Source organism: Thiorhodovibrio litoralis (assembly GCF_033954455.1).
In the GTDB taxonomy this organism is placed as follows: Bacteria; Pseudomonadota; Gammaproteobacteria; order Chromatiales; family Chromatiaceae; genus Thiorhodovibrio; species Thiorhodovibrio litoralis.
This window is the reverse complement of record NZ_CP121473.1, coordinates 3,994,523-4,015,531: the sequence shown is the minus strand read 5'-3', so window position 1 is coordinate 4,015,531 and position 21,009 is coordinate 3,994,523. Positions and strand designations below refer to the sequence as shown.

The 21,009-nt window shown below is 60.2% G+C and carries 27 protein-coding genes; 18 read left to right on the top strand and 9 right to left on the bottom strand.

From position 1 onward, the window contains the following. Positions 1-8 precede the first annotated feature (8 nt). The 9 genes from Thiosp_RS18200 to Thiosp_RS18160 all read left to right on the top strand — a co-directional run bounded on the left by Thiosp_RS18200 (position 9) and on the right by Thiosp_RS18160 (position 5,586). Positions 9-266, top strand: coding sequence for a hypothetical protein (locus Thiosp_RS18200; protein ID WP_201069389.1), 258 nt, complete (start codon positions 9-11; stop codon positions 264-266). After that, complete coding sequence (locus Thiosp_RS18195) at positions 250-660, top strand: putative toxin-antitoxin system toxin component, PIN family (RefSeq protein WP_201069390.1); 411 nt, start codon at positions 250-252, stop codon at positions 658-660. Before Thiosp_RS18200 ends, Thiosp_RS18195 begins: the two co-directional genes overlap by 17 nt. A gap of 20 nt (positions 661-680) precedes the next feature. Next, on the top strand, positions 681-1,757 hold the full coding sequence (locus tag Thiosp_RS18190) for a tetratricopeptide repeat protein (protein WP_201069391.1): 1,077 nt from the start codon (positions 681-683) through the stop codon (positions 1,755-1,757). Continuing rightward, positions 1,748-2,653 (top strand): O-linked N-acetylglucosamine transferase, SPINDLY family protein, encoded by a 906-nt coding sequence (locus Thiosp_RS18185; protein WP_201069392.1) that lies wholly within the window; start codon positions 1,748-1,750, stop codon positions 2,651-2,653. The genes Thiosp_RS18190 and Thiosp_RS18185 overlap by 10 nt, the downstream gene beginning before the upstream one ends. Positions 2,654-2,826: 173 nt before the next feature. Then, positions 2,827-3,036 carry a DUF1640 domain-containing protein gene (locus Thiosp_RS18180; RefSeq protein WP_201069393.1) on the top strand — a complete coding sequence of 70 codons (210 nt, stop codon included), beginning with the start codon at positions 2,827-2,829 and terminating at the stop codon, positions 3,034-3,036. 423 nt (positions 3,037-3,459) lie between these two features. Beyond that, positions 3,460-3,594: a hypothetical protein gene (locus Thiosp_RS18175; protein WP_274607993.1), complete on the top strand. Its 135-nt coding sequence runs from the start codon at positions 3,460-3,462 to the stop codon at positions 3,592-3,594. Between the two features lie 147 nt (positions 3,595-3,741). Next, a complete protein-coding gene (locus Thiosp_RS18170) occupies positions 3,742-4,032 on the top strand; it encodes a CopG family ribbon-helix-helix protein (protein WP_201069394.1) in 291 nt (96 codons plus the stop codon). After that, complete coding sequence (locus tag Thiosp_RS18165) at positions 4,020-4,310, top strand: type II toxin-antitoxin system RelE/ParE family toxin (RefSeq protein WP_201069395.1); 291 nt, start codon at positions 4,020-4,022, stop codon at positions 4,308-4,310. The genes Thiosp_RS18170 and Thiosp_RS18165 overlap by 13 nt, the downstream gene beginning before the upstream one ends. 148 nt (positions 4,311-4,458) lie before the next feature. Then, entirely contained in the window at positions 4,459-5,586 is a 1,128-nt protein-coding gene (locus Thiosp_RS18160; RefSeq protein WP_201068759.1) for an IS110 family RNA-guided transposase, read from the top strand. An 889-nt stretch (positions 5,587-6,475) separates the two neighbouring features. On the opposite strand, the gene Thiosp_RS18155 is transcribed toward Thiosp_RS18160, so the two are convergent. Continuing rightward, on the bottom strand, positions 6,476-6,841 hold the full coding sequence (locus Thiosp_RS18155) for a hypothetical protein (protein ID WP_323696593.1): 366 nt from the start codon (positions 6,839-6,841) through the stop codon (positions 6,476-6,478). Between Thiosp_RS18155 and Thiosp_RS18150 the strand changes: the two genes are divergently transcribed. Then, complete coding sequence (locus Thiosp_RS18150; protein ID WP_323696592.1) at positions 6,840-7,610, top strand: hypothetical protein; 771 nt, start codon at positions 6,840-6,842, stop codon at positions 7,608-7,610. The genes Thiosp_RS18155 and Thiosp_RS18150 overlap by 2 nt on opposite strands. Before the next feature lie 361 nt (positions 7,611-7,971). Here Thiosp_RS18150 and Thiosp_RS18145 read toward each other — a convergent pair whose 3' ends face one another. Then, positions 7,972-8,982 (bottom strand): IS110 family RNA-guided transposase, encoded by a 1,011-nt coding sequence (locus Thiosp_RS18145; protein ID WP_323696591.1) that lies wholly within the window; start codon positions 8,980-8,982, stop codon positions 7,972-7,974. 307 nt (positions 8,983-9,289) lie between these two features. On the opposite strand from Thiosp_RS18145, the gene Thiosp_RS18140 reads away from it, so the two are divergent. Continuing rightward, a complete protein-coding gene (locus Thiosp_RS18140; RefSeq protein WP_201068216.1) occupies positions 9,290-10,249 on the top strand; it encodes an Rpn family recombination-promoting nuclease/putative transposase in 960 nt (319 codons plus the stop codon). 899 nt (positions 10,250-11,148) lie between these two features. Here the strand turns inward: Thiosp_RS18140 and Thiosp_RS18135 are convergent. From Thiosp_RS18135 to Thiosp_RS18125, 3 genes are all read right to left on the bottom strand, one after another. Then, on the bottom strand, positions 11,149-11,409 hold the full coding sequence (locus Thiosp_RS18135; RefSeq protein ID WP_323696590.1) for a DUF4351 domain-containing protein: 261 nt from the start codon (positions 11,407-11,409) through the stop codon (positions 11,149-11,151). Between the two features lie 111 nt (positions 11,410-11,520). Beyond that, entirely contained in the window at positions 11,521-11,913 is a 393-nt protein-coding gene (locus Thiosp_RS18130; RefSeq protein WP_201068218.1) for an FkbM family methyltransferase, read from the bottom strand. 592 nt (positions 11,914-12,505) lie between these two features. Further along, positions 12,506-13,387, bottom strand: coding sequence for an endonuclease/exonuclease/phosphatase family protein (locus tag Thiosp_RS18125; RefSeq protein ID WP_201068219.1), 882 nt, complete (start codon positions 13,385-13,387; stop codon positions 12,506-12,508). A gap of 274 nt (positions 13,388-13,661) precedes the next feature. Between Thiosp_RS18125 and Thiosp_RS24810 the strand changes: the two genes are divergently transcribed. The 6 genes from Thiosp_RS24810 (at position 13,662) to Thiosp_RS18100 (ending at position 17,052) form a co-directional block, all read left to right on the top strand. Next, entirely contained in the window at positions 13,662-13,967 is a 306-nt protein-coding gene (locus Thiosp_RS24810) for a hypothetical protein (protein ID WP_407702739.1), read from the top strand. Then, positions 13,931-14,398 (top strand): RpnC/YadD family protein, encoded by a 468-nt coding sequence (locus Thiosp_RS24805; protein WP_407702738.1) that lies wholly within the window; start codon positions 13,931-13,933, stop codon positions 14,396-14,398. The genes Thiosp_RS24810 and Thiosp_RS24805 overlap by 37 nt, the downstream gene beginning before the upstream one ends. A gap of 227 nt (positions 14,399-14,625) precedes the next feature. Beyond that, on the top strand, positions 14,626-15,495 hold the full coding sequence (locus Thiosp_RS18115; protein WP_201068220.1) for an Rpn family recombination-promoting nuclease/putative transposase: 870 nt from the start codon (positions 14,626-14,628) through the stop codon (positions 15,493-15,495). Between the two features lie 513 nt (positions 15,496-16,008). Further along, positions 16,009-16,404: a glycosyltransferase gene (locus Thiosp_RS18110; protein ID WP_201068221.1), complete on the top strand. Its 396-nt coding sequence runs from the start codon at positions 16,009-16,011 to the stop codon at positions 16,402-16,404. Positions 16,405-16,600: 196 nt separating this feature from the next. Beyond that, positions 16,601-16,924 (top strand): hypothetical protein, encoded by a 324-nt coding sequence (locus tag Thiosp_RS18105; RefSeq protein ID WP_201068222.1) that lies wholly within the window; start codon positions 16,601-16,603, stop codon positions 16,922-16,924. Then, positions 16,921-17,052 carry a hypothetical protein gene (locus Thiosp_RS18100; protein ID WP_274607953.1) on the top strand — a complete coding sequence of 44 codons (132 nt, stop codon included), beginning with the start codon at positions 16,921-16,923 and terminating at the stop codon, positions 17,050-17,052. Before Thiosp_RS18105 ends, Thiosp_RS18100 begins: the two co-directional genes overlap by 4 nt. Before the next feature lie 106 nt (positions 17,053-17,158). On the opposite strand, the gene Thiosp_RS18095 is transcribed toward Thiosp_RS18100, so the two are convergent. The 4 genes from Thiosp_RS18095 to Thiosp_RS18080 all read right to left on the bottom strand — a co-directional run bounded on the left by Thiosp_RS18095 (position 17,159) and on the right by Thiosp_RS18080 (position 19,709). Next, entirely contained in the window at positions 17,159-17,815 is a 657-nt protein-coding gene (locus Thiosp_RS18095) for an endonuclease/exonuclease/phosphatase family protein (RefSeq protein WP_201068223.1), read from the bottom strand. Between the two features lie 97 nt (positions 17,816-17,912). Then, a complete protein-coding gene (locus tag Thiosp_RS18090) occupies positions 17,913-18,353 on the bottom strand; it encodes a type II toxin-antitoxin system VapC family toxin (RefSeq protein ID WP_201068224.1) in 441 nt (146 codons plus the stop codon). Continuing rightward, positions 18,343-18,570, bottom strand: a complete 228-nt coding sequence (locus Thiosp_RS18085; protein ID WP_201068225.1) for a type II toxin-antitoxin system Phd/YefM family antitoxin — start codon at positions 18,568-18,570, stop codon at positions 18,343-18,345. Before Thiosp_RS18085 ends, Thiosp_RS18090 begins: the two co-directional genes overlap by 11 nt. Positions 18,571-18,848: 278 nt before the next feature. Then, positions 18,849-19,709, bottom strand: coding sequence for an endonuclease/exonuclease/phosphatase family protein (locus Thiosp_RS18080; protein WP_201068226.1), 861 nt, complete (start codon positions 19,707-19,709; stop codon positions 18,849-18,851). Between the two features lie 254 nt (positions 19,710-19,963). Between Thiosp_RS18080 and Thiosp_RS18075 the strand changes: the two genes are divergently transcribed. Beyond that, a complete protein-coding gene (locus Thiosp_RS18075; RefSeq protein ID WP_201068227.1) occupies positions 19,964-20,830 on the top strand; it encodes an Rpn family recombination-promoting nuclease/putative transposase in 867 nt (288 codons plus the stop codon). The last annotated feature ends 179 nt before the right edge of the window (positions 20,831-21,009 follow it).

Genomic DNA, 21,009 nt, shown 5'->3' with positions numbered 1-21,009 from the left:
GACAGACGATGAACACGACAGCCGAAGTGCTCTACCAGAAGTTAAAAACGCTACCGCCAAGTCAGTTGGTTGAGGTCGATGATTTCCTTGAGTTCATCAAGCAACGCCATGACCAAGCGCGCCAAGCGGCGGGTCAGCGGCTTGCGCAGGCGATGGAGCAACTCGATGCACTCGATACGCCACCGATGAGCACCAAAGAGATTCAGTCGGAAATCCAGACAGTGCGGGCAGAAAAGCACTTGGAGACCAATGCGAATCGTCGCTGATACCAATACGGTCGTCTCTGGCCTATTGTGGAAAGGCGCGCCGCGACAGATTATTGAAGCTTGTCGGCATCAGCGCATCACCATCGTCACAAGCGAGCGCCTGATTGCTGAACTGGCAGAAGTACTGGCACGCGACAAGTTCGCTAGCAGAATCAATTCCGCTGGCTTGACCCCGTTGGGCTTGGTTGAGGACTATAGTGCGCTAACCGAATATGTCCATCCCGGGCCGCTCAACAAACCTGTGTGTCGAGACCCCGATGATGACGCCGTTCTTGCTTGTGCCTTGGCCGGTCGTGCCGATGCATTGGTATCAGGCGACGATGATTTGCTGACGCTAAAAGTGTTCAGAGGCATCCCGATTATCACGGTGGCTGAATGGCTACGCTGGCGCTAACGTCTGCAGGAAGCACAACTGTGGGACCGCGAAGCACCGAAGCCCTTGCCGCCCGTTGTGACCGGGCAACGCCAGAGCAGGCCATCGCCATCGCCATCGCCAGCGCATTCACCGCGCAACACCCCGAGCAACCCTTCGGCTGGACCATGCTGGCGGAGAGTCATTACCGTGCCGGCGACTATGAGTCAGCGGCAACTGCAGCCGAGCAGTCCGCGCGTCTCAATTCAGACAGTGCCTCGGCCCATTCCAACCTTGGTGTCATGCTCAAGAAACTTGGCCGATTCAACGAGGCCGAAGTCGTCCTGCGTCGAGCGCTCCAGTGTAATCCTGATTTCATCGCCGCCTACGTCAATCTCGGCAGCGTGCTGCGCGAGCTTTACCGCTTCGCCGAGGCTGAGACCGTCTGCCAGCGGGCCATCACACTGGCCCCGGACCTGACAGAGCCGGTCAATAATCTCGGTAATGTGTTTAAGGACGCCGGACGCTACCCGGAAGCCGAGGCGCTCTATCGGCAGGTTATTGCCCGCGCGCCGGACAATGGCGAGGCCTATTCCAACCTCGGCGCCCTGCTGATGGACCAGGGCCGCCCGAAGGACGCCGAGCCCATCCTGCGCCGCGCCATCGCGCTCAAGCCCGGGGATGTCATGGCTCACACCAAGCTCGCGCTGGTGCTGGCCGACCTCGACCGCACCGAGGAAGCGGAAATCGCCTCGCGCCACGCCCTGGCGCTCGACCCCAGCCACGCGCTGGCCTACGGCAACCTGCTCTACCTGCTCGCCTACGCCGGGCGTTGCAGTGGCGAGGCCATGTGCCGCGAAGCGCGCCGGTGGAATCGCGCCGCGCTCGATGATGACGGACAACGCCATGCCAGCGCGCATGTCTTCCACCGCGCCCCGGCGGCTGGCCGGCCACTGCGCGTCGGCATCCTGTCAGCCGAATTCGGCGCCCATGTGGTGGCCTGCTTCCTCAACTCCTGGCTGTGGGAGATCGACCCCAGGCACGTCGAATTACTCTGTATTCGGTCAAGCGGCGCAGCGACCCGCACGCGCAAGCCTTCGAGCAGCGCGCCCAGGCCTGGACCTCGCTGGTGGGCCTGAGCGACGACCAAGCCGCCGAGCGCTTGCGCGCCGATCAACTCGACATCCTGATCGAAACCAGTGGCCACACCGAAGACAACCGCCTCGGCATCCTCGCGCGCCGCGTCGCCCCGGTTCAGGCCCATTACGTTGGCTACTTCGCCAGTACCGGGCTCAGCGCCATGGATTACTTCATCGGCGATAACGTGCTGATCCCACCCGAGCACGACGGCCATTTTGTCGAACAAGTCTGGCGCCTGCCGCGCACCCGCTACGCCTACGACCCAATGAACCAATGCCCCGAGCCACGCTGGCAGCCCGACCCGGACGGGCGCCTGTGGCTCGGCAGCTTCAACAATCTCGCCAAGGTGCGCGCCCAAAGCCTGGCGCTCTGGGCACAGGCTATGCACGCGCTGCCGGAGGCTATGCTCCTCCTCAAGGACAAAAAAGCCGATGATCCCCTGGTGCAGGCGCGCATCCTCGAGGCTATGCATAGCCACGGCATCAGCCGCGAGCGAATCGGCTTCTTTTCCCGCACCCCCTCCTGGAGCGAGCACATGGCGCTTTACAATCACATCGACATAGCATTGGATACCATTCCCTTCAACAGCGCCACCACCGCCTGCGACGCCCTCTGGATGGGCACCCCACTGGTCACTCTGCTTGGCGATCAACTCGCCGGACGCCAGGCGGCCTCCATCCTCACCGGCCTCGGGCGTAGCAAGTGGATAGCGCGCGATGCCGATGAATTTGTGGCCATCGTCACCGCGCTGGCACGGGATACCAAGCAACGCCGCCACATCCGCGCAACTCAGCGCGAACAGATGCAAGCCAGCGAGCTGTGCGACGGCAAAGGCCTCGCCCGCGCGCTGGAGCAGAGCTTCGAGCAGATGTTCCGGCGCTGGCAAAGTGCCTGAGACGCGTGCGGATCATTATCATGGGGGCGTGTGCTAATCTGAGCCTGTCAGCCGCAGATACATGCCATAATCCACTCAGTCGCGGATATTCTTTATCTGACAGGAATCAATCATGACTGCAATATCTTTTGATACGCTCAGATTCGTTGAAACGCTTAAAGACCATGGGTTGAATGATGAGCAAGCAAAAAGGCATTGCTGCTGCCTACTGTGACGCATCGGGCGAGGCGGAGATCGCGACGAACCGGGACATCGAACGCTTAGAGGCACAGCTAGTCAGGGTCGATAAGCGATTCGCAGGCGAAATGACGCTCATGAAATGGATGTTGGGTATTTTACTTGGTGGCGTCGTGGCATTGGTCTTAAAATCGTTTTTCCCTTGAGTTGGATGATGGCAACAATGATCGGGAGAGAGAAAGCCTAATGGCGCGCGGTAAGCCAAAAGGGTGGAAAAGCTGAAAAAAAGTCGCCGGTTCACAACCCAGCGGAACAGCCTCACTATCTCGATAAAGTCATCACGTCCGAGATCAGGACCAATGCCGCAGCATCGGCGAAACCCAACGCGAGCGCATGCGCCAGAGCGAACTCTGCGACGGACCCGGGCTGGCGCGGCCACTGTAGCAGAGCTTTTCGGCGATGTTTGATGACTGGATCAACCGGAACGAGCGTCTCGTCGGGGAAAATCCTGCAAATGAACCTGATCGAACTCACCAAGGCTGATCGCCTCGGACTCCCACCGGGATCGCTGCGTGCCTGGGTCACCTTTGTCAAACGCTGGAACTCACCATGGCCGCCGCCTCCCTTTCGTGCGCGAGCGTGCGCTTCACGACGAAGTCTCCTTCATCAATGAAGCAAAGCGGGAGGGATTGCAGCAGGGACCGCAGGAGGCCCGCGAAGAAGTCGCCCGCAACCTGATGGCCATCAACCTTTTGACCGATTAGCAGATTGCTGCCGCTTCCAGTCTGACCTTGGCGGATGTTAAAGCGCCGCGTGACAGGTCATCATAGGGGCCATCAAGCTTGTGGCCCCAAAGTTTGCTAAGGTAATACGCTAAGGTGATACCTAGAGATACCTGCTTGGGGGCTGTCATGACTGTTACGACCGTTCGTCCTGTGGCGATCAAGATTGACGAAGACATCAAAGCTCGACTGAAACGTCTAGCCGAAGCGCGTCAGCGCACTTCTCACTGGCTGATGCGTGAGGCAATTACGCAATATGTCGATCGGGAAGAAAGACGGGAGTCATTCCGCCAGGACAGCTTGCAGGCGTGGGAAGCGTTTCGCTCGACCGGATTGCATGTGACAGCCGAAGAAGCCGATGGCTGGCTGACCACACTCGAACAGGGCGACGATGTCGAGCCACCTGAATGCCACGGCTGATATGGTCACCTACCGCGCTGCGTGATGTGCAGCGCCTTCATCGATTTCTTGCACCAAAGAGCCTCGCCGTTGCCAAGCGGGCGGTGAAAGCGATTAGACAAGGGGTCAAGATAATTGAACAACAGCCGGGGCTGGGTCGCCCGGTTGAGGACATGGACGCTGAGTTCCGGGATTGGATCATCGACTTCGGTGATAGCGGTTATGTGGTCCGCTATCGCGTCGCCAGCGACATCATCATAATCCTGGCTGTGCGGCATCAGAGAGAGGCGGGCTTCTGATGTGGTGAAATTATCGAATCAACGGAGGGAGTTCGGGAGTTCTGGGGACATGAAAGGTTCGGACATGAAAGGCTCGATATGAAAGAAACTATGTAGGCCATCCAAGTCTAAGCCTCGACATTAACCCCGAGCCACGAGGAGACCGAACATGACCACTGCCGCTGTCCAAACGCCGAAGACCACCCTCTATCTGGCCCTTGAGCTGAGCAACAAAACCTGGAAGCTGGGCTTCAGCAACGGCGAGAAGATCCGCATCAAGACCATCGAAGCGCGCGATCTTCCCGCCTTGCACGAGCAGATCGAGATCGCCAAGGGGAAGCTTGGACTCAGCGCGGATTGTGTCATTGAAAGCGTTTACGAAGCCGGCCGGGATGGATTCTGGATTCATCGTACATTGGAATCCTGGGGGATTCACAGCCGCGTGGTCGACTCGGCCAGCATTCAGGTCAACCGCAAGAAGCGGCGCGTGAAGACCGACCGGGTCGACGTCGAAGCGCTGCTGGTGCAGCTCATGCGGTATCTTGGCGGAGAGAAAAAAGCCCTCGCGGTGGTGAACGTCCCCAGTGCCGGGGCCGAGGATCGGATGCGGCTGAACCGCGAGCGCGAGCGACTGATCCGCGAACGTGGCGCCCACAGCTCCCGAATCAAATCGCTCTTCATCGCCCAGGGTCTCGTCATCGAGCGTCTCAACGACACCGTCATCGATACTCTCGATCACTTGTGCACCGCCACCGGCGAGCCCCTTGGCGCCGACCTCAAAGAAGAGATCCGCCGCGAATACCAGCGCTATTGCTTGGCTGATGAGCAAATCCGCGCCATCGAGCAAGAACAAAAGCGCCGCGTCGAGCAAGCCACCGACGTCTCCCACCAGCAAGTCGCACGCATGCTCGAGCTCAAAGGCATCGGCTGGGTTTCGAGCTGGATCTTGGTCATGGAATTCTTCAGCTGGCGCGGCTTTCGCAATCGCCAGCAGCTGGCCGCCTGTGCCGGGCTCACCCCCACGCCCTATGCGAGCGGTGATGATCAGCGCGACCAAGGCATCAGCAAGGCCGGCAACCGGCGCATCCGCGCGCTCATGGTTGAACTGTCCTGGCTGTGGTTGCGCTATCAGCCTGACAGCGCCCTGAGCCGCTGGTACCGCGAGCGCTTTGCCACCGGCGGCAAACGCATGCGTCGCATCGGCATCGTCGCCCTGGCGCGCAAGCTGCTCATCGCCTTGTGGCGCTATCTCGAACAGGGCGAGATCCCAGACGGCGCGGTGCTCAAAGCCGGCTAAGGCCCGCCGCCCGCGGAAGACATCCAGTTACCCCCAACGGCCAAGCACAGCGCCAACGCCCGAGGAGAGAGCAACGCGACGGATCACGGTCAAGGTTGTCGAAAGCGCCCGACTGGAACCTGGGCTGACCCCTGGTCATGCCGTTTTAAAAGAAGGGGCGCTTTCCTTTTTAATCGGTTTCAGCGGCGAACATCGCATGCAATTTCAGGTGACCGGGCTTCCCGGCACGGATAGAAGGTGGAGCGGATTCGCACAGAATCCGTCGGCTTTCAAACCGAGACAACCCATGGCTGTCACAACGCTCGCCATGCCCATGACACCGAGCAAAACGCGCTGACTAAACGGCCGCCATCGCCAAGGAGATCCAATGCATCTGTGACGATTCAAGGTGAGTGATCACGCGATTTGCAAGCCTCTGAACAGCGCCCGACGGCCTTGCCATGCGCGAGCGTTTCGATGAACCACGCCCGCCCCTTCGGGGAGAGAGAAGCGCGGCGGATCGGCCGATTTGCGCGCTCATGCAATGCGGGAACGACTGTAACGTTCTGATTTGCTAGACGGTACTGAATCGGACAAGGCTTTCAAAAGGGCTTGACAGAGCACGCCTCATAGAAGGTTCCAGGCTCGATTTTTTTGATTCGCGCCCTGCTGCACGTCCATGTGGTCTGTCATGCTGGCGGTGCCTGGCGCGATTGGTTTCGCGGCACTCGCGCGCTTTCGCGTGTTGGCGAAACGGCCCGACATCGACCGGCGTGGTTAGCCGCACTCCCTCGGCCCTCGGCGGCGATGAGCAACCCAAGTGCGGCCCAGCGCGAGACAATCGCGGGCAGCAGCGGATGGCGGCGCGCCATGACACAAGAGCGCCATCGCAAGAAGGAATCCGGAGGCCTCAGTGCCGCCGCCCCTGGCTTGCCAGCCAAGCTTCGATGATTGCAGGATCAAGGCCTTTGAGCCGCTCCTCGGGATCAAAGCGACTGAATATGTCCTCGGGGTCAAGCCCCTTGAGCCGTTCCTCGGGATCAATCCGAGCGAGGAATTGCTCGATCTGGCGCGGGCTGCGCAAAAGCTGTTGCGTCAAACCCGCGAGGGCTTCGCGTTCCATATCTTCGAGGGTGTATGCCATGGTGGCTTCTCCGAGAATGAATTGTTCCATCAGGTTGCGCAGATGCCAGCCGAGCGGGCTGCGTGGGCGATACTTAGCAAGGGCCTGGCGCTGGCGCGCGCCGCTGGCAAACTTTGGTATTCTGCTCGCCATGATCAACTGGCACCGTCTGTTCGGCCTGACCTTGGATGATTATTTCAGCGGCACTGGCTATGCGGTGGAGCTGGAGAAGGACCTCGCGCGCAAGCGCCAACTGTTGGACGTGCTCATTATCCGCGCGCCGGTGTCCGGGTCGGTCCGCGCGCTGCCGGACCCGTGCGATGGTCTCGAGGGGTTGCGCGCGCACAATCTATTGACGTACAAGTCGCTGCATGAGAGCCTCGATGCCTGGGCGATCGAGGAGCTGATCGGCCACTACGTCAACTACCGCAAGGCCTTTGCCCCGGATGTCGCGGCGGAGGCATTCGGGCTCTACGCTGTCTCGACACGGCATCCGCGCGCGCTGTTCGAGCAAGTCTCGCCAACCAAAACCAGGCCTGGCGTTTACCAACTCATGGTCATCGGGCGCGTGGTCACCGTCATTGTCCCACGCGAGGTCGAGCGGGCGCCGCGCAATGCGCTGTGGGAGCTGTTCAGCGCGGAGGCCGAGCGGGTGGCGGAGGGGGCGCGCGATTTTCACTGGCAGGCCGCCGATCATTTGCCTATTCTCAACGAGTTGTACCAACACTATCGCGATGCGGGGCTGAGTATGTCCTACACCTTCGAAGATTTTCGCCGCGATGTCGCGCGCAAGATGTTGCCGGAGCTACCGCCAGAGGAGCGCCTGCGCGGGCTTCAGCCAGAGGAGCGCCTGCGCGGTCTGAGCAAGGAAGAGCTCGCGCGACTGCGCGCGCTGCTGGATCAGTATCAGCCGGAAGGATGAGGGTAGAATCGGGGCCAAGCTGGTGGAGCTTGAGCGGGCCATTACGCACATCGAAGCCGCTCGACCTTGCGATAAACCAAGAAATGGAAGAAAAGGTTCCATATATGGTCCGCCCCGCGATGCAAGAGGAAAATTGCTGATTTGGTAGAAGGAAACGTTGCAGCCATATATCCGGCATCGATATCGGGATCCATGTGGTCCCCGTGCCCTGATGGAATGCGCGTACCTCGCCGTCCTCAATCAGGGTCACAGTCTCAGCGTAAGCTGGCTTTGGAACCTTCCGGGTTTTCAGCAAGGCGGTCGTACCTTTCATGCCATCACAGTGAAATTCACTCTTCGCAACTCGTGGTGTGGAACTCGGTTATCGCCCGTTCAAGGGCTGGTTAAACGTGATTGTTCGTGGCCGGTGTGGCGTTACGCCGTCACGGCCGCCGGCTTCGTGAGCGCGCCGCGCGACGGGTCGAAGGCCTTGCCAGTGGTCACCACCGCCCAGGCGATGCGCGCGGGCGCCATGGATCAAGAGCTGGCGCAGATACACATCTCCGCGCTTGCTAATGCCAAGCAACCGCGCTTTCCCGCCGGTGGAGTGCTGTCGTGGCACCAGTCCAAGCCAGGCCGCCAGCGCCCGGCCGTTGTTGAACAACTCCCACTGATCGCCCAGGGTAGCGAGCAAGGCGGTGGCCACCAAGGGGCCGATGCCGGGGATCGTCCTCAACAGCTGGGCCGACTCGCTGGTGTCGGCGACAGTCTTGATTTGCGCATCGAAGTGAACGACGCGCGCATCGAGGTGACGGAGTTCTTCAAGGAGCCCGTGCAGCTCGGCACGAAAGCGCTCGCTCAGTCCATTCTCGGCGTCTTCAAGGATTTTAGGAAGCCGACGCATGGCCGCCGCGCGTCCTTGCGGCATGACGATGCCGTATTCGGCCAACAGCCCACGCGCCTGATTGACCAGCGCGGTGCGCTGACCGATGACCTGCGAGCGCATGCGGTGGATGGCCTGAATGTCTTGTTGCTCAACGCTCTTGATCGGCACAAACCGCTGCCGGGGGCGTTGGGCCGCTTCGCAGATCGCCTCGGCATCGGCGTCGTCGTTTTTGTTGGTCTTCACAAAGGGCTTCACATGCTGCGGCGCGATTAGCACCACCTCATGGCCAAGACCTTGGAAGGTGCGTGCCCAGTGATGCGCGCTGCCGCAGGCTTCCATGGCGACACGACACGGCGGCTGCTGGGCAATAAAGGCACTCAAGGCATGGCGCGCGAGCTTGCGGCTGAAGACGACCTCGCCTTGGGCATCAACGCCCAAAACGTGTACGCTATTCTTGGCCAAATCGATCCCGATGGTGGCGACGGGTTGTTTGCTAAACTTCTTCATGGGTCGGCTCCCTTCTTGATAGACGATAGGTGGGTTTGTTTTCCATCGCCTATTTTGCCCGCTTCGGGCTCGTTGTAGGAGCGGGGCGGACCATCCCATTAGGCTCGAATTGTTTGCTGAGCGGCAGAGGTCAATGCGCTGTTGTATTAGATGATAAGCGCTCTAAGATCGGATCGCCGACCCGGTAGAACGCGCACGCCTGGGCGCCAAGGGTCGCGCCTATGTCGAGTACAATACCGGTCGCACCGCTGCGGCCCGCGCCTATGCCAACATCATCAGCGACTAGCCGAGCGACCGACCAGCCCCGATGACCACCACGCCAACACCGCATGACTGTTTCTTCCGCGAAAACTTCGTGCGCCCGGCCATTGCGCGTGATGTCCTCCGTCATGTGCTACCGGACGAACTGCTCGCCGATGTCGATCTGGAGCGGCTGGTCATCTCCCCCGATACCTTCGTCACCGAGGCGCTGCGCAAGATCTACTCTGACCTGATTTACCAGATTCCTTATCGCGACAGCACCCTGTCGGTCTACCTGCTGTTCGAGCACAAAAGCCAGCCCGAGCACTGGGTGCTGCTGCAAATCTTGCGCTACATCGTCGCCAGCGGCGAGTTGTACCGCGACCAGAACCCCAAGGCCAAGACCCTGCCGCCCATTTTTCCGCTGGTGCTCTACCATGGCCAGAAACACTGGCGCGCGCCCGCGCACTTCCACGAACTGATCGACCCACTGCCCGAGGCGCTCAAGCCCTTCGTGCCCCAGTTCGGCTATGCCCTGCACGACATCTCGGCCAGGAGCGGCACCGAGATCAAGGGCGCGGTCTTGTCCCGACTAATCCAACTCGCGCTGCGCCATATCCATAGTAACCGTCCCGTCGAGCAAGTCCGCGAATTGCTGCAACTCATCACCCAGGTCAACCGCGACGAGACCGCGATAGCGGTACTTGAATCCTTGCTGCGCTACTATGTCCAAGGAACAGGCCGCCTTGATGAACGACAAGCGCGCGCCCTGCTTGAACAGACCTTCTCCGGAGAACCACTGATGGAAACCTTCATCGACCGCTACATTGCCCAAGGCGAACAGCGTGGTGAACAGCGTGGCAAGCAACTCGGCCAAGCCATCACCCTGCTGCGTCAAATCGAGCGAAAGTTCGGCCCGCCCAGCGAGCCCATTCGCGAGCGGATCACCGAAGCCAACGCCGACACTCTGATGGAATGGACTGACCGTATCCTCGACGCCCGGAGTCTCGATGAAGTGCTGCATTGAACGAGAATCAAAAGGCTCAAAGGAATAGGGGCCAGTGCGGCCTGGCAAGGCCGCGTGTTCTAGCGGGTTAGAGTCCCGCCTGGGTAATCGTGAGCCGCGAGCCCAGTATCGAGCCTTGGGGCGCGAATGGTAACAGACGCGTCCATGCGTAGGCACGAAAACAGGCGAGGTGCAAAGGTAACGGGTGAAGCCGCCCCTGAAGGTGTAGAGCCCCGAAAATTAAGTTGGAGAGTGCCGACGGGTTTGGCCCCCCGGCAGGCAACAATGCATGTCGCGTCATGGTCAGTGGCATGGATACTCCCCGGGGTCCGAGGCCGTGTCGAGCCTTATATTGAGAGCACGTGGAAACCAGGGAGATCCGTGCATCGGTCCGCGGGAAGCGGGCACTGGCGAACAAGTGTAAAAAGCGAGGACGCCGGCGGTGGTGCATGGAAGTCGGAGCCACTCGTATGAGCGATGACGCCCGGTAATGCGGGTCGAGCAAAGGAGTGGCGGTCTGAGATAACGCGGCAGTGACACATGCCCCCTACCCTGAGAGGGCTCAAGAGCGTGACAACCAAGCTGAAGCGTTTCACACTCATGGGAACGCGGGATGCGCGAGAGCTGTGGATGCCAAGCTGGAAGTGAGGTATCCGGAGCTGGTGGGGTGGGAAATTCTCCACTTCATCCCTGGGTGGAAGACTCAGGCTGGGAGCCGGATGGTGTAACACTCCAAGTCCGGTTCTGCGAGGAGCCGGGAGTCGAGCTGCGCACGGTCAAGATATTGTGGCACCGCCGGGAAACTAGGCGGAAAACAGAGAAAACAAACGTTGACATAAACACGGTGAGACCCCGGCTTACTCTCCGGTTCGAAGCACCGCGCTCCGTGGGTATTCGATGCCGGCTGCGCTCTATCCACCCTAACGCTCCAGCCCCAGTAGGCTGTCCACGCTGTCGCCGTCGAAAATGGCATCGAGCCAGACATCGAGCTGCGCGACCGGGGCGGCGTCGATGCGCCGCTCGGCCTCAACGGATAGATGACCGCACCGACGTTTGATCTGCCGCTTGAGGGTGGTCGCTTTGCCCTTGGCCTCGCCCTTGGCCTCGCCCTTGGCCTCGCCCTCGGCAAAGATGGATTGATAGGCGCGGGTCTCTTGAATGGGGGTTACCAGATTCAACATGGCCCAGATCTCCTGTGCGGTTAGAGATCGACGATCCGCGCGAGCAGGGGAATGCTGTCGCTGCGTCGTTGATCGGAGGGCGTTCATAGCCGAGTGATAGTTCCGAGCTGGTCACATCCGACGAAACAACCAATCGGCTTGAACGCGCTCGCCTTGCTCGAACTGCGCATTGAAGTGCCCGGCAACGCGAAAGCCGGCCGCGACCAGAAAGTCTTCGATTTCGGCATGCAGGGCTTGGCCTTGGTAAAGCTCCACGTCTGAGGCTTCCACATAGATGGTGTCGATCTCCGGCAGGAGTGCAGTGGCGCCTTTGAGCACTTCCAGCTCAAAGCCCTGGACATCGATCTTGAGCAAGCTCGGCCGCACCACGGGCGGGATGATACAGGCGTCGAGTCGTTGGATGGGCACGCGCAGCAGACCGGACTCCTCCATGCCAAAGATGGTCTTTTGTCGTTCGCCCAAGGCGAGCAGGGAGGAGGAGTCGGCACGGGTGGCGATATGCATTTCGCCCTTGCCGGGCGCGGGGCCGAGGGCGCAGGCGTGGATTTCCGCCTGACCGCGGGTGACGCGCGCGAGCTTGGTGCGCGGCGGGTAGCGGCTCGAAACAGATTAGCCGAGCCTGCGGCCAGCGCAGCCGGGCGTAAACGGCGAATTGGCCTTTGTTGGCGCCGACGTCGATGACGGTGGCGAATTGCTCTTGCCCAAACGCTGCATCGTGCTCCAAAGTGGCGGCAACGCCGTGTCGCAGCGCCGACCAGCAAGCCGGTGTTCGCAACAAATTGGCGTACTTGCGCAGGTGTGGAAGCATCAAACAGTCCCTCGTAGCGATCTGTTGCGGCGATTCTGGAGATTAGGCACAGATGGGATGTGGCGTTGGCGGCGCTCGGGGAAAAATACTAGCCAGTAATGGTCACAATCGCAACTCGGCGCGCACGGGATAATGATCTCCGGTCGGGCAAGAGACCACCTTCGCTTGTCGCGCCTGAAAGTTACGGGAAACAGAATGATAATCGATGCGGGGTTGGAAAAGGGAAATCGGGACGGGTCACCATTTTCGCATCCGCATCTACTTTTCCTCGCCGCAGCGGATAGCAGCTCAGTGCAGCGGTTCACCTGATAACCGCACGTTGGCCCGCACCGGGTAGTGGTCACCGGTGGGGCATTGCACTACCTCAGCTTGTGTTGATTGAAGTGATGGCGAAACAAAGACAAAATCGATTCGCGGTTGAAGAGGGCCAGGGAGTTTGTGATAGGTGCCTTCCAGATAGCTTCTTGTCAGCCACGAGGCATCGCGAAACGACCGGTTGATGGTGCGGATCGGATAGGACCACGGGACGGTGTTGAAATCCCCGCCGAGCAGGGTTGGCAGTGCACTGTCGAGCTGGAGCCGTTCAACCAGTTCCCGCGCTGCAAGGTAGCGTGATGTGGGCGCGAAGAATTCCGCCCAGAGGATCTTGGCCCATTCCCTGATGGTCAGCTCAAAGCGCCCATCGGCGGCGCGCATGTCCGACCAGTTGGCGTCGAGGTGCACGGAGCAGGCGCGTACCTTGCGCCCCTGGTGATCGAGCACAGCGCACAAGGCGCCAGCCCATTTGCCTTCATCGGGCAAGGTGTACTCGTTGCTGCCGATGATGGGCAGGTTGGTCAAGACGCAGAGCCCACTCCCGCGAATGGAATCGGCTGACGCTGCCAGGCTGTGGTGATAGCCGAGGCGCGCCGGCAGTTGCATCGCGGCACGGCACCCAGAGGCTTCTTGCAGCAGGAGGATATCCGGGCGCCCGTCGCGCAGGATGCACTCGGCCAGGGTATCGACAGGGAATCCTTGGCGGCTGGGATCGCCAACATTAAAGGTCATGGCCGTCAGGGTGGCGGCTGGCCGCGCGTCATCCTGCGCCGCCGGCGAGTGACCTTCTGGCGCCGAGCCAGCAACGCACAGGACAGCGATAATCACCACAATCACGCCCCAGCGTTGGGCCACGGCCGACTCCTCCTCGCAAACCCGCAGTCCGCGATCTCCTTCCTCCACCGGGATTATAACCGGGGAAATCCAGGGACATACTTTATTCCTGGACTAAGAACGCCAGATAGTTAAGTCGATCCAGGGTCGATTTAAACAATTGGGTTTAAGAAGAAAGGAACAATTGGGTCCAGGCTCGAATAATTTTCCCACGTCAAGCCTTCAATGCTCTCCGACGCGAGAAGGCGCCGGCGAAGCGCTCCACCCCCGCCAGGGAATCGGCTACACTCATCCCATGACTGCCGACACCCAAGCCGCTGACACCAGCGAGAAACCCGACTACGACAGCCCGTGGAAGGAGGCCCTGGAGAAGTTCTTCCCGGAGTTTCTCGCGCTCTTGTTCCCGGCCATTCATGCCGAGATCGACTGGTCGCGGGGCGTGCAGTTTCTCGACAAGGAATTCCAGAAGATCGTGCGCGAGGCCAAGACCACCCGGCGCACTGCCGATTCGACTTCCCGATGGTCAAACTGCTCGACTACGCCGAGCCCGAGCGCTGGGCGGAGTTGGAAGCGAGCGACAACGTCTTCGCCCTGGTGGTGATGGCGCAGATCCGCGCCAAGGTCACCGACGATGCCGAGACGCTGAAACGCTGGAAATTCCGCCTGATGCGCTTGATGTATGAGCGTGGCTACGAGCGCGCGCTGATTGTCGAACTCTTCCGGCTGATCGATTGGATGATCCGCCTGCCTGAAGAGCTGGAAGCGGAATTTCGCCGAGAACTCTATGCCTACGAGGAGCAATATCAAATGCCATACGTGACGACTGTTGAGCGAGCGGGGATTGAGAAGGGGAAGATTGTGGGGATGCAGCAGGGCGAAGCCACGATCTTGATGATGCAGCTGGAAGAAAAATTCGGCTCAGATTCGCTCGCAGCGCACCGCGAGCGCATTGTGGCAGCCGACCCTGAAGAACTCCTGCAATGGTCCAAACGCATCCTCACCGCCGAGACGCCCGAGACAGTTTTTCACTGAGGCTTGGCCGCCACCACGCCCCCCCCCCTTGCCGAGGCGCCCTGGACGGTTGAGCTGGAGCTGGAAATGGCCCTAACGGCCAGCTGCTCGATTTGGCCATCATCGAAGCGGCAGGGCAGGACGAAGCGACCCAGCCCGAGGCCGACTTGCCCGATGGTCTGGAATGATGAGTGCGTCAGCGGGTATCATGAGTGCGCTTTTCGCCCTCATCGTACCGGCCTCCCCGCATGCCTGAGCCCCTCGCCATCACCGACCTGCTCGATCCCAAGAACGACTATGTCTTCTTCCGCGTGTTCTCCGAGGAACCCGATCTGCTCGTCGATCTGATCAGCGTGGTGCGCAGCGACGAGCCGCCGATCGTCGAGGCCAATCTGCTCAACCCGCGCCTCACGCCCGAGCGGCTCAGCGGCAAATCGCTGATCCTCGACCTGCGTGCCATCGACGAGCGCGGTCAACGCTACAATATCGAGATGCAGGTGCGCCGGTTTGCGCACTGGAGCGGGCGCGGCATCCTCTATCTGGCGCGGCTGCTGAGCGAGCAGCTCGACGCGGGTGCGGAATATCGGCGCCTTAAGCCAGTGATCGGGATCCATCTGCTCGACTTCACCCTGTTCGAGGCGCCGGAGCAGGCCGACCAAGCGCTCTGGTGTTTCGAGATGCGCGACCGTGAGCGTCCCGAGGTGCGTCTTGGGCGCGAGCTGCAATTGAACATCATCGAGCTGCGTAAGGCCGACCGGCTCGGACAGCTGCCCGAGCGCCTGTCGGCCTGGATCGCCTACTTCGAACATTGGCGGGAGGAATCGACCATGAGCAATCCCTATCCCCCGGTGCAGCGGGCCATCGAGAAGCTGCGTGAGCTGAGCGCCGACGAAGAGGCGCGCTACTGGGCCGAGGCGCGTGCCAAGGCGTTGAGCGACGAGGCTAGCCTGCTGTCGGATGCGCGTGAGGAAGGACGCCAGGAAGGACGCCAGGAAGCGTCTCGCAATACAGCCCGGAGCCTCATTGGGCTTGGCGTCCTGACCGATGTTCAGATCGCTCAGGCCACGGGGCTGACTGTCGCGCAGGTGGAGGCGTTACGCACGAAGGAGACCGATTGAATCAACGAAGGGATCGCGAGAGAGAATAGGGTCCATTAGGCTCGAATTATTTTCCTTGCGCCACGTCGGTGGAATAGGGGTGGAATAGTGGGGGGGATAGGGGCCAGGGTGGAATTGTTTTTGAGTTCGCCTGAGACGCGGGCAGAGCACCATACCTTCGCTCTTCCCTGTCCTGTGCAATCAACGGAAGGACAAATGGGGGAAATCGCGGGGTCAGTTTCCCCATTGTACGTCCAAGCACCCGCACCGCGGTTGCCGTAGCCACTCTCGTCAGTCTCTCGGAAGACTTCGCGCAGCATGGCGGCCATGATTTCATCCCGTTGGTCGAGGGTCGCCTCGTTGAGCGTTGCCAATGACTCTGGCATGCTGGGAAGCTCCAAGCGGATCACGGCGCTTTGGGTGGTTCTGGAGCATGAGCGGCGATTCTCACCCCGCGTGTCCGGCTAGGCGCGGGCTTGGCGGAGAACCTGGAGCCAGGCCGCGCCGTCCGCGCTGAGCAACACGTGATCACTGATGGTGCCGCAAGATCCCGCTGGTGCCGCATTCGCGGTGCCGAGCAAGATCTATTCGATCATGGCTGCGGCGCGCCCCTTCATCGCCACCGCCGAACCCGGCTCGCCGCTCGATCAACTGCGCGCCGCCTCCGATGCTTTCGTCACCTGCCCGCCCAATGACCCGACTGCCTTCGCCGACGCCGTCGAACGTCTGATCGCCGATCCAGCTGAGCGCGCCCGCTTAGGCGCCAATGGTCGCGCCTATGTCGAGCGCCACGCCGGTCGCGCGGCCGCGCTGCGCGCCTATCAGGAGATGATCACGAATCCGGTCAGTCCTGACGAGATCTATGAGCCAAAAAAGGCATGCAAATCGCCATCAATCAACCGAATGATTTCGTCGAAATGCAGACGGTGAGTGCCATCGAGCGCGAAATGCGCGCGAGTTGTGCCCTCGTGCTGTTCAAGGCGGGACGGACGGGTGACCTTGCCGAAAGCCGCCGAACTCGCCGATATAACGCTCTATGATTTCATGAAATCATGCAAGAATCACCAGATAACGGTCAAGTAAACCCGAAATTCGCTTATTCCACCGTCCAGCTTGGAGCCTGAACATGCAAATCGACGCCATCTACGACCAAGGCCGACTCGAATTTCAGCGTTCGCTCACGCTCAAGCATCAGCGATTTCTTGTGCGTGTGGAGATACCGGATCAAGAGATTGCTAACCCGACGCTTTTCGCATTACCGACTTATGACCTTGCGAATTTTTCACCTGAGATCCGCGCCAAGGTGGAAAGCATGGCGGCGGTTGTCCAGGACGCGCGGTGTCGGTTCCTGCCGCCGACGGATGGCGAGGAGTCGGAGGAGGAGCGCCAGCGCTGGGCCGCCATGGAGTTGCGTCTTGCGGCGCGACGCGAGCAAGGGCGTCTGCCTTGAAGCAACTTTTACTGGATGTCAACATCGTCGTCGATCTTTGTGTCGAGCGCGCCGGGTCGATCAATGCCCGACTCGCGCTGGCGCCTGAAACACTCATCGAGCAGCAGCGCAACGAGCATCACGCATGAACGGTGCAGTCACAGCGATGATCGAGCCTGCCCCAGTCAATATCCGTAATTTTGAAAGTCAAGCTGCGACCCGGATGGTTGCGCGGATACAAGTCGATAGCAGGATTCACATCGAGCCGCAATCCCGTGAGACGTTTGATGCTGGCTTCAGCTTTTTCCGCGCACGCGGCCAGCGCAGCCGGGTGTAAACGGCGAATTGACCCTTGTTGGCGCCGACGTCGATGACGGTGGCAAATCGCTCGCGCCCGAGCGCTGCATCGTGCTCCAAAGTGGCGGCTTCGCCGTGTCGCAGCGCCGCCCAGCAAGCCGGCGTTCGCAACTCGGTTCGCACGGGATAATGATCTCCGGTCGGGCAAGAGACCACCTGCGTTTGCCGTGCCTGCACATTACGGGAAACAAACAGATAATCGATGCGAGGCTGGAACGATTCGGAGAGGTCGTGATAGGTCCCCCGCAGGTAGGTTTTGGTCAACCAGGCCGTGTCGCGCAATGAGCGGCTGATGGTTCGAATGGTGGAAGACCAGGGGAGGGTATTAAAATCGCCGCCGAGCAGCGTCGGCATTTGTCTTTCGCCCCGCAACTGCCAAATTAAAGCTTGTACGGCCAGGCGCCGAGAGGTCTGGCCGAAGAACTCCGCCCAAGCGAGCTGCGCCAGCTCCATGCTGGTCAGGTGAAACTGTCCATCCGCAGCGCGCAACTCCGACCAATTTGCGTCAAGATGGATGGAGCACGCCCGCAGCGGACGCCCGTCGAGGTCGAGCACAGCGCACAAGGCACCCCTACGGGCAGGCTTGACGCAGCGCATGGAGCCAGTTTTCGCCCCAGCGCAGGTGCCAGACCAGGTCGTCGGCGCGGTCGCACTAAAAGCGAACAACCTCAAAACCCATGCTCGTTGCAGCATTAGCCATCACCGCATCGGCCGTTGCCAGCATCGCTATCCCAGCATGGGCTGCCAGCGACAGGTGGAGTGCGTCAAGCGTACGCAAAGGATGCTCAGGGTGGCGCACAATCAGGTTCGTCGCCTCAGCAAACCGGGCATCATCCATCGTGTAGCGTTGCAGCCACCCGCGATCAATATCCTCGAGAAAGGCCGAAAAAAGCAGGGTCTCGAGTTCAACCGGCAAGTCGCCCATGCGCCGTCGACGACTGAGCAAAGACCGCATTTCCGTAACGGTCAGGCTGCTGATCACTGCCACGTCTAAGCCTTGAAGAAACGCCACAAAATCGTCAGAACCGGGCTCATTGAGGTACCACTTCGCCAGCGCACTGGTATCCAGATAGGCGCGATGATCAGCGCTCATCACGCTCTACTCGGATCAGATCTCCCGAAGCCGACGGCAGCAGCGCTGTGCGTTGCCGCAGATCAGCATGGTCGGGAGGCTGGCGATGAAGCGACATCGGTAACACCCGCGCAATGGGCTGACCACGACGGCAGATGACCAGTTCTCCCTCCGCTGCAACGAGCTCGTCCAAACGACCCATGTTAGCGCGCATCTCTCGAATATTAAGCTCTTTCACCGTATGTTCCGCTCTTGTGTCACGATTTATTTGATTGCAGCACGTCGGGCATGGGAAGGCAATCTTAAATCCGGTAGACTCGCGCCGCTGCGGATGGGAGTGCTGTCGCCGCGTCGTCGATCAGAAGGCGTTCATGGTGGGGGGGGGGGGGATGGTCCCGAGCTGGTCACATTCGGCGAAAGCTCCCGGTTGCGGTCTTTTTCGGCGATTTTGGGGATTAGGCACAGATGAGATGTGGACGTTGGCGCCGCTCAGGGCGAAATAGTAGCCAGTAACGATCACAATCGCAACTCGGTTCGCACGGGATAATGATCTCCGGTCCGGCAAGAGACCACCTGCGTTTGCCACGCCTGTACATTACGGGAAACAAAAAGATAATCGATGCGGGGCTGGAACGATTCGGAGAGGTCGTGATAGGTCCCCCGCAGGTAGGTCTTGGTCAACCATGCCGTGTCGCGCAATGAGCGACTGATGGTTCGGATGGTGGAAGTCCAGGGGAGGGTATTAAAATCGCCGCCGAGCAGCGTCGGCATCTGTCTTTCGCCCCGCAACTGCCAAATTAAAGCTTGTACGGCCAGGTGCCGAGAGGTCTGACCGAAGAACTCCGCCCAAGCGAGCTGCGCCAGCTCTATGCTGGTCAGGTGAAACTGTCCATCCGCAGCGCGCAACTCCGACCAATTTGCGTCAAGATGGATGGAGCACGCCCGCAGCGGCCCCCCGTCGAGCTCGAGGACGGCGCACAAGGCGCCAGCCCCTTTGCCGTCGTGTGGTAAGGCGTATTCCTCGCGGTTGAGGATGGGAAACCTGGTCAAAACGCACAGCCCGCCCCCGCGGATCGAATCGGCTGATGCCGCCACGCTGAAATCATAGCCAAGGCGCGCCGGCAGTTGCAGCGCAGCAAGACAACCCGGGGCTTCTTGCAGAAAAAGAATATCGGGGTGCCCGTCGCGGACAATACACTCGGCAACCGTATCCAGCGGAAAATGCTTGCGGTTAGGATCTCCAACATTAAAGGTCATCGCCGTCAGCGTGATCGCTGGCTGTAAAGCGGTGTGATCTGCCAACCCAACGTCTCGTACCGATGAAAAAAACAACAGAACGCCACCGATCAGAATAACGAAAAAAAATCGCGTGAACATGAAATGAATATGAATTCTGGGGAAAGTATACTGAATAGCCCGAGGCACGCAGCCAAGGGGCCAGGGTAGAATTATTTTTGAGTTCTCCTGAGACGCGGCGCAAAGCACTGCGCATTCCACAGCATCCGGTCACCCATTTTACCGTCATCCGGCCGCACCGCGCTCCCGCCACGCATCGCTATCGGCTTAGAGGCCAAGCAAGGTCGATACGCGGCTCGATTGTCCGCGCTTTTGCATCTGGTTAGACTGCCCGCATGCGCCATCCCATCGACCCCAAGATCGATTGTGTCTTCAAGGCCTTGCTCGGCTCGCAAGCGAACCGGGCACTGCTGATCCATTTCCTCAATGCCACGCTGGGTCAGGATCTTGCCGGCCCCCTGACGGAGGTTGAGATCCTCAACCCCTACAACGAGCGCGAGTTTCTCGACGACAAACTCAGCATCGTCGACGTCAAGGCCCGCGACCAGGCCGGGCGGCTCTATCAGATCGAACTGCAACTGCTCAACCTCCCTGAACTGCCCGCACGCATGCTCTATGGCTGGGCCGATCTCTACAGCGCCCAGTTGCAGGATGGCGAACCCTATGAAGGTCTCCGCCCGACTTACGCCATCTGGCTGCTGGGACAGACTCTGCGTCCCGGCCTGTCCGAATGGTTTCACCGCTTTCGGCTGCGCGACGACCAGGGTCGGGAACTGCTCGACCACGGTGGTCTCTACCTATTGGAACTGAGCAAGTTCGCCGCCGAGAACGTGGTCACCGAACTGGAGCGCTGGCTGAAGTTCTTCATCGAAGCGCCCCGCCTCGACGAATCGCATCTGCCCGAGTGGATGCACACCCAAGAGATGCACCAAGCCATGAGCACCCTAAAAGCCTTCTCCGAGAAAGAACGCGCCTACCACGCTTATCAGGCGCGGCAGAACTTCCTGCGGCAGCAGATCAGTATCCAGCACCATCTCGACGCCTTGCAGGTCGAGGCGCGGCAGGAGCGAGCGGCAAAAGAGCAAGCGCAGCGGTTCGCCGAGCAGGAGCGGATCGCGAAAGAACAGGAGCGGATCGCGAAAGAATCGGCCCTGGCCGAAATCGAGCGCCTCAAGGCACAACTGCGCGACCAGGCGGATTAGGAATAGAAACTACGGAATAGAGGCCAGGGTGGAACTATTTTTGAGTTCTCCTGAGACGCGGGCAGAGCATCATACCTTCGCTCTTACCTGTCCTGTGCAATCAACGGAAGGACAAATGGGGGGAATCGCGGGGTCAGTTTCCCCATTGTACGTCCAAGCACCCGCACCGCGGTTGCCGT

Excerpts from the sequence above, each read along its gene's own strand:
- Thiosp_RS18105 (WP_201068222.1), top strand. The coding sequence starts at position 16,601 with ATGCAAATCGACGCCATCTACGACCAAGGCCGACTCGAATTTCAGCGT.
- Thiosp_RS18130 (WP_201068218.1), bottom strand. The coding sequence starts at position 11,913 with ATGCATATCGCCACCCGTGCCGACTCCTCCTCCCTGCTCGCCTTGGGC.
- Thiosp_RS18135 (WP_323696590.1), bottom strand. The coding sequence starts at position 11,409 with ATGTTGAATCTGGTAACCCCCATTCAAGAGACCCGCGCCTATCAATCC.
- Thiosp_RS18170 (WP_201069394.1), top strand. The coding sequence starts at position 3,742 with ATGACTGTTACGACCGTTCGTCCTGTGGCGATCAAGATTGACGAAGAC.
- Thiosp_RS18110 (WP_201068221.1), top strand. The coding sequence starts at position 16,009 with ATGGTGCCGCAAGATCCCGCTGGTGCCGCATTCGCGGTGCCGAGCAAG.
- Thiosp_RS24810 (WP_407702739.1), top strand. The coding sequence starts at position 13,662 with ATGACTGCCGACACCCAAGCCGCTGACACCAGCGAGAAACCCGACTAC.
- Thiosp_RS18155 (WP_323696593.1), bottom strand. The coding sequence starts at position 6,841 with ATGGCGAGCAGAATACCAAAGTTTGCCAGCGGCGCGCGCCAGCGCCAG.
- Thiosp_RS18160 (WP_201068759.1), top strand. The coding sequence starts at position 4,459 with ATGACCACTGCCGCTGTCCAAACGCCGAAGACCACCCTCTATCTGGCC.
- Thiosp_RS18080 (WP_201068226.1), bottom strand. The coding sequence starts at position 19,709 with ATGTTCACGCGATTTTTTTTCGTTATTCTGATCGGTGGCGTTCTGTTG.
- Thiosp_RS18150 (WP_323696592.1), top strand. The coding sequence starts at position 6,840 with ATGATCAACTGGCACCGTCTGTTCGGCCTGACCTTGGATGATTATTTC.
- Thiosp_RS18180 (WP_201069393.1), top strand. The coding sequence starts at position 2,827 with ATGATGAGCAAGCAAAAAGGCATTGCTGCTGCCTACTGTGACGCATCG.
- Thiosp_RS18165 (WP_201069395.1), top strand. The coding sequence starts at position 4,020 with ATGCCACGGCTGATATGGTCACCTACCGCGCTGCGTGATGTGCAGCGC.
- Thiosp_RS18090 (WP_201068224.1), bottom strand. The coding sequence starts at position 18,353 with ATGAGCGCTGATCATCGCGCCTATCTGGATACCAGTGCGCTGGCGAAG.
- Thiosp_RS18075 (WP_201068227.1), top strand. The coding sequence starts at position 19,964 with ATGCGCCATCCCATCGACCCCAAGATCGATTGTGTCTTCAAGGCCTTG.
- Thiosp_RS18140 (WP_201068216.1), top strand. The coding sequence starts at position 9,290 with ATGACCACCACGCCAACACCGCATGACTGTTTCTTCCGCGAAAACTTC.
- Thiosp_RS18145 (WP_323696591.1), bottom strand. The coding sequence starts at position 8,982 with ATGAAGAAGTTTAGCAAACAACCCGTCGCCACCATCGGGATCGATTTG.
- Thiosp_RS18195 (WP_201069390.1), top strand. The coding sequence starts at position 250 with ATGCGAATCGTCGCTGATACCAATACGGTCGTCTCTGGCCTATTGTGG.
- Thiosp_RS18200 (WP_201069389.1), top strand. The coding sequence starts at position 9 with ATGAACACGACAGCCGAAGTGCTCTACCAGAAGTTAAAAACGCTACCG.
- Thiosp_RS18115 (WP_201068220.1), top strand. The coding sequence starts at position 14,626 with ATGCCTGAGCCCCTCGCCATCACCGACCTGCTCGATCCCAAGAACGAC.